Annotated in this window: 5 protein-coding genes; 2 read left to right on the top strand and 3 right to left on the bottom strand. The window is 72.0% G+C overall.

Annotation, left to right across the window (positions count from 1 at the left end; all coding sequences use genetic code 11):
* Window positions 1-1403 precede the first annotated feature (1403 nt).
* Entirely contained in the window at window positions 1404-1565 is a 162-nt protein-coding gene (locus ACFC1T_RS38035; RefSeq protein ID WP_375897299.1) for a hypothetical protein, read from the top strand.
* Between the two features lie 704 nt (window positions 1566-2269).
* On the opposite strand, the gene ACFC1T_RS38030 is transcribed toward ACFC1T_RS38035, so the two are convergent.
* Window positions 2270-3349, bottom strand: coding sequence for a replication-relaxation family protein (locus ACFC1T_RS38030; RefSeq protein WP_375897297.1), 1080 nt, complete (start codon window positions 3347-3349; stop codon window positions 2270-2272).
* Between the two features lie 155 nt (window positions 3350-3504).
* Entirely contained in the window at window positions 3505-3891 is a 387-nt protein-coding gene (locus ACFC1T_RS38025) for a winged helix-turn-helix transcriptional regulator (protein WP_375897295.1), read from the bottom strand.
* Window positions 3892-3956: 65 nt separating this feature from the next.
* Here ACFC1T_RS38025 and ACFC1T_RS38020 point away from each other — a divergent pair, with 65 nt between their 5' ends.
* Window positions 3957-4757 (top strand): alpha/beta fold hydrolase, encoded by an 801-nt coding sequence (locus ACFC1T_RS38020; protein WP_375897292.1) that lies wholly within the window; start codon window positions 3957-3959, stop codon window positions 4755-4757.
* Window positions 4758-5081: 324 nt separating this feature from the next.
* Here the strand turns inward: ACFC1T_RS38020 and ACFC1T_RS38015 are convergent.
* The coding region (locus ACFC1T_RS38015; protein ID WP_375897289.1) for a hypothetical protein at window positions 5082-5297 on the bottom strand (216 nt) is incomplete at its 5' end.

The following is a 5297-nucleotide window of genomic DNA, read 5'->3' as shown; positions in this document are numbered from 1 at the left end:
AGGCTTAGGCAGGGCCTGGCGGCCCTGCGGCGGTGCTGACGCACCGCCAGGTGCGGGGGTGCCGCCTGGCGGCGTCACCGTGGGTGGTGGCCCGAGGCTGCGCCTCGGGGCCCGGCCGCGCCGGGCGGGGGCTGGGGCCTATTCGCCTGCGGCGAATAGCTGGTTGGGTGACGGCCCCTGGCGGGGCCTCATGTGACGGGTGATCGGGCACGGGCCTGCGGCCCGCTATGAGGGGCGTTGACGATGTGTCGTGAATTTCGGGTATCAGCCCCTCCCTCCGGTCGGGGCCGGGGCGTTGACGATATGGCGCGAATTTCCGGTACGGGGCCCACCCTTGACGGGGCGGCCCGAATCCCCGAACCCTGCCGTTGACGATATGGCGGAAAACCCCGGAGAAAGCACCGTGCCCCGGGCGCCGGCCCACCCCTTCGGGGCGTCCGGGGCTACGCCCCGGCGGTACGCCGAGGTGGGCCAGCCTCCCTGCCCCGCGCCCTCCCCGTCCCAGCCGCGGGCACCGGCCGGGGTCCCGGCAGGTGGCCGGTCCGCCGCCTGATTGCTGGGCTGACGGCCCATCCGCCGCCCCTGGGGCAGGGCCTGCGGCCCTCGGAGGGCGCCGGTGGGCCTCCGGTCCGGCTCGGGCCTCCCCGGCCCCTATGGCGGTCCCTGACGGGCCCTCGACCGCAGACTCCGAACCGGAATTCGAAGCATATCCGGAGGCGTTTTCAGAGGCGCTTAAACGAGCACCGCACAGCTCAGTCACACCGGTCCCCGGACGAGCGCGAGACCCGAACAGACAACCTCGCAGCAACCGTCCATACCGGCTCTATCCGGCCGCGCTCCAGGCGAGAATGCGAATTTATTTCCAATCCCTTTCAGGCGGCAATCGTAAAGCCTTGCGGGACGCAGCGGACGGAAATCGAATTCAGGCACACAGGAAAGGGGCCTACGGCCCTCCGCGCCGACACGGCAACCGCCGTTCCAGACCGCCGAGGAAATCCCGCTCGACGTCAACCGAGCAATTCCCGGAGCAGCGACACCAAACCGAACACCGAGCCAGGACGGCGGCCAGGGCGCAGCAGCAGGCCGACCTGCCAGCGGGCGGGACGCCACCAGGGCAGGCGCGGACACGGCGGGCAGCGGCCGGACCCCCGAGACGGGCGCAGCGAGACGGCCTGGCGGCCGACCAGGACGGCGACCAGGCCCAGCAGCAGGACGGCGGGGCGTACCTCAGGGCGGACCTGGACGGGCGCCGCGTGGAGTACTCACGGGCAGTACATTTCCGGCAACCGGGCCGTATTTGACGGCCTGACAGGGCCCGGGGAGCCCCGTGATCGACCAGCGCTGGCCGGCGCTGGTCGGGGCTCCCCAGCCGACACCCCGTCTTCACCAACAGGAGCATCACCATGAAACCTACGCCGGAACGGCTCGCGGCTCCCACCAGGGCGCGCGGGCAGCGGTGGCGGTCCCACGCCAGGGTCCTGGGCCGCCGAGCGCTCCTCGGCGCGGCCGGCGCCGCCGGGGCCCTGCCCGTCACCCTCCTCGCACAGCACCTGCTCCACCACTGAGCCCCCGCCGCCGGCCGGACCGACCCCACCCGGCCGACGGCCCCCTCACCCGGTCCGCGGTCAAGATGCACAACAGGTGCGACCTCGCCGCTCACCACTGCTACACCCACAAGAAACCAGCATGACCGGCTCCCCGCTCCACACCCTGTCGCACCCACCCACCACCAGAACGACCCCCAGGGCGGCCTGACGGCCACCCAACCGCCCAGCCAGGAGGCGCAGCGGCTGGCACAGCCCGGACGGCGGCGCAGCGAGGCCGGCAGGGCAACACGGCGGGACGGCAGCAGCGGCACAGCGAGGCCCGGACGGCGGACCCGGAACGACGGCGGCCAAGCAGGCGCAGCAGCAGGGCCCGGGACGGCGGCGCAGCCAAGGCCGGGCCCGGACGGCGGGCCCGGCCTTGGCGAAACCGAACACCAACCCCCGCCACCACCCTAACCCAGCAAATCCAACCCGAATTCACACCACCATCCAGCGGCCAATCCACCAAAACAACCGGGCGGAATACCCGGCGGAATTCACCCCCGAAAACAGCCCACCACGCCGCAACCGGCCCGGCCTGGCCCCCAACCCCCACCCACCACCACATACAGTCACCACACCAGCCACCCGGCACCACCCACCAGACACCCCCCAACAGGCACAACCAAAGGTCCAGACAACACCGCGAGAGAGGCCATTTCACGCCTACCACAACCAACAGGTCACACCCGGCGGCCCTTCGCCGGGTAGAGCTTGGCGTGCAGTAGCCGGTCTTCCCACCACGGGTCATCCGGGGTGGAGACCAGCGCGGCCACTTGCTCGCGCTTGGTCGGGGCGGGCAGCACCAGCGGGCTCAAGTCCTTGACGGCGCGGTCCTGTTCGCACTTCGGGCACTCCAGCCGACCCGGGCCGGCCTTCTCGGTCAGCTCCAGCTTCGAGCCCTCCTTCCCGCCGATCGAGCCCCGGCACGTCCAGCACGGGCGCAGCGCGGCCTTCGCCGCCCGGGCCGCTTCCAGCTGCTCCTGGGCCTCCCGCTCCAGGCGTTCCTCTCGTTCCTGGTGGCAGGTCCAGCAGCGGTCGCCGGGTTGGCGGGTCCACTCCACGCGGAGGCCGTCGGGGCCGTAGTGCCAGGTGCTCTCCTTCTTCGGGACGTTGCCGCAGTCGGCGCAGGCGAGGGTGCGCATCCACTCCCGGTGCTCCTGGCGGGCCTTCTTCTCCCGGGCCTTCTGGCGCTGGTCGTAGGCGGCGCGGTTGTCCGGGTTCTCCAGCGCGTCGAGCAGGGAGTGCCGGCCGGGGCGGCCGTAGCGCCACCAGACGGGGCCGAGAGGGCCGTACTCGGCCAGCAGCTCCAGCGTGGTCGCGAGGACGGGCACGACGTCGTCGTACTCGCGCCAGCCGTCGCCGTCGTTGTCATCCTGGGTCACGGTCCACCCGGTGCCGCGCCAGCACTCGGCCGACAGGTCCGCCACGGCCTCCTGGCGGCCTGCCAGGGCGACGGGCCCGGCGCCGCTGACGACCAGGGCGACCGGCGGGTAGCCGGGCCGGGTGTGGGGGCCGGGGTAGGTGCGGCGCCACCAGTGCACCGTGCAGTCGGCCGGGTCCTGCTCGGCCAGCGCGGGATCGGTGCTCTTCACCTTGGTACGGAACAGCTCGCGGTAGGCGGTGAACTTCGCCGCGACCCGCTCCGGCGCCATGGTCGAGCGGTCGACCTCGACCATCAGGACCGGCACCCCGATCTCCGGAGCCTGCCACACCGCGTCCGGGCGCACCTTGCGCCGGCCGCCCGGCAGCAGGAACTCCACCTCGGTCGCCCAGGGTCTGTCCAGCCGATCACGTCGGTTGTGACATCAGCGGCTGGCGCTGCGGGTAGGCGCCGCCCAGGTGCGTGCATCGGCGGCGACCGGCTGGCGTGACCCGAAGGAGAGGGCCTTCAGCGGTTGGCGGGGGTGGCGCGGCGTCACCGTGCGGGCGCCTGCACCGTCTCCTGGAAGTCGGCGACCGCTTCGCCGTACGACCGCGCCCAGTCCGTCAAGGCGGCGATCGGCTCGACGAGGGTCAGGCCGAGACCGGTCAAGGCGTACTCGGTGTACGGCGAAGGCGATGGCGGCGCGCTCGCGTGCGGACGGCGCTCCACCAGTCCGTACCCCTGCAGCTTGCGCAGCGTCTGGGTCAGCACCTTGCGCGAGAGGCCGCCGACGAGGCCGACGAGTTCGCCGTGCCGGCACGGCCGCCGGCTGAGCGCGAACAGGACGACGACCGCCCACTTGCTGGTGATGATCTCCACCGCGAGCCGGGCCGGGCAGTCGGCCAGGAAGACGTCTTGCGCCAAGTCATGCTCAGGCATGGGTCGACGGTACCAAGGCCCTCAGGTACCTGGAGGTGCCTGAGGGCTTTGTAGCGTCCTGTGCCATGAGTAGCACACCGCGCACAAAAACCTTCGTCCTCGTCCACGGCGCCTGGCACAGCGGGCGCGTCTGGGACCGGGTCACGCCCCTGCTGACCCGATCCGGGCACCGGGTGCTCGCCCCCTCGCTCACCGGCCACGGCGAGCGAGCCCACCTGCTCGGCCCGGACGTGGGCCTGGACACCCACGCCGCCGACATCACCGCGCTGCTCCACGACGGCAACCTCACCGACACGGTGCTGGTCGGGCACAGCTACGCCGGCATGGTGATATCCGCCGTTGCCCACCAAGTTCCAGAACGCGTCGGCGCCTTGGTCTTCGTCGACGCGATGGTTCCCGCTGACGGCGAGTCCGTGCTGGACGTCCTCCCCATGACCCAGCAGCTCCTCGACCTCGCCGCCGGCACCGACACACCCTGGCGCATCCCGCCCCTCCCCGAAGGAGCAGGCGCCACAGGCCTGTTCGGGGTGACCGACCCAGCGGACGTGGCCTGGCTGCGCACCATGCTCTCGGACGAGTCGGCGCGCTGCTTCGAACAGCCGGTCCGACTCGACAACCCGGCCGCGGCCGCCATCCCCCGCGTGCACGTCGAGTGCGTCGGCGCCGAGCCCGAGCCCGAGCCCGAGCCCGAGCGTGCCGCCGCCCGCCACCGGGCCGTTCCCACGACGCAGCCCAACGGCAGCCCGTCGCAGGTGTGGGAGCTGCGTAGCGGGCACGACTGCATGGTCACCGTTCCGGACCAGCTCGCCGCACTCCTGCTGAAGGCTGCCGAGTCCATGAGCGCGCGGGGCGGGGCGTCCTGCTAGCTAGGACTGTCCGGCCGATCATGGTGCTCATCAGGGTGCTGGCGTGTCGAAGAGCAGCGTGAGCAACGAGACCGAGAGCATGCTCTGCCCGTGGGTGGAGCCCTGGGGAACTGACCATTGGATGCGTCCCGGCGAGGAGTTCACTGTGGTGACGGACCTGGAGCCCGAGGAGTCACCGTTCAACGTAGTTGTCCATACTCAGGGCATCACGGTGTGGGTGAACTCGGCCAACGACGCCGCGGTCGTCGACAGGAACGGCAGCCTCGTGCCATGCGGGCCACCAGCGCCCCGCCGATCCGGGATGGTGACCGGTCTTAGCTTTCGTCAGGACCGGAGCCAGATGACGAGCGCGGCCGCAGTGACGGTGCCGAGGAAGACGTGGCCGCGCTTGCCGTACCGCGTTGCCACGGAGCGGGAGTTCTTCAGCCCCGGCGCCGTCCCGGGGCCGGGCCCCGGGCGGCGCCGCCAGCGGACCACCCGGCCGCCGCACGGACATAACCCCCACCCGGGCCACCCCAGGCCCGCCCCGCCCCGCCGCCC

The organism is Kitasatospora sp. NPDC056076, from assembly GCF_042266305.1.
Classification (GTDB): domain Bacteria; phylum Actinomycetota; class Actinomycetes; order Streptomycetales; family Streptomycetaceae; genus Kitasatospora.
This window is presented reverse-complemented; position numbering and strand designations above follow the sequence as displayed.

What these genes read in the sequence shown, in the direction of transcription:
- ACFC1T_RS38035 (WP_375897299.1), top strand. Translation starts at nt 1,404, where the DNA reads ATGAAACCTACGCCGGAACGGCTCGCGGCTCCCACCAGGGCGCGCGGG.
- ACFC1T_RS38025 (WP_375897295.1), bottom strand. Translation starts at nt 3,891, where the DNA reads ATGCCTGAGCATGACTTGGCGCAAGACGTCTTCCTGGCCGACTGCCCG.
- ACFC1T_RS38020 (WP_375897292.1), top strand. Translation starts at nt 3,957, where the DNA reads ATGAGTAGCACACCGCGCACAAAAACCTTCGTCCTCGTCCACGGCGCC.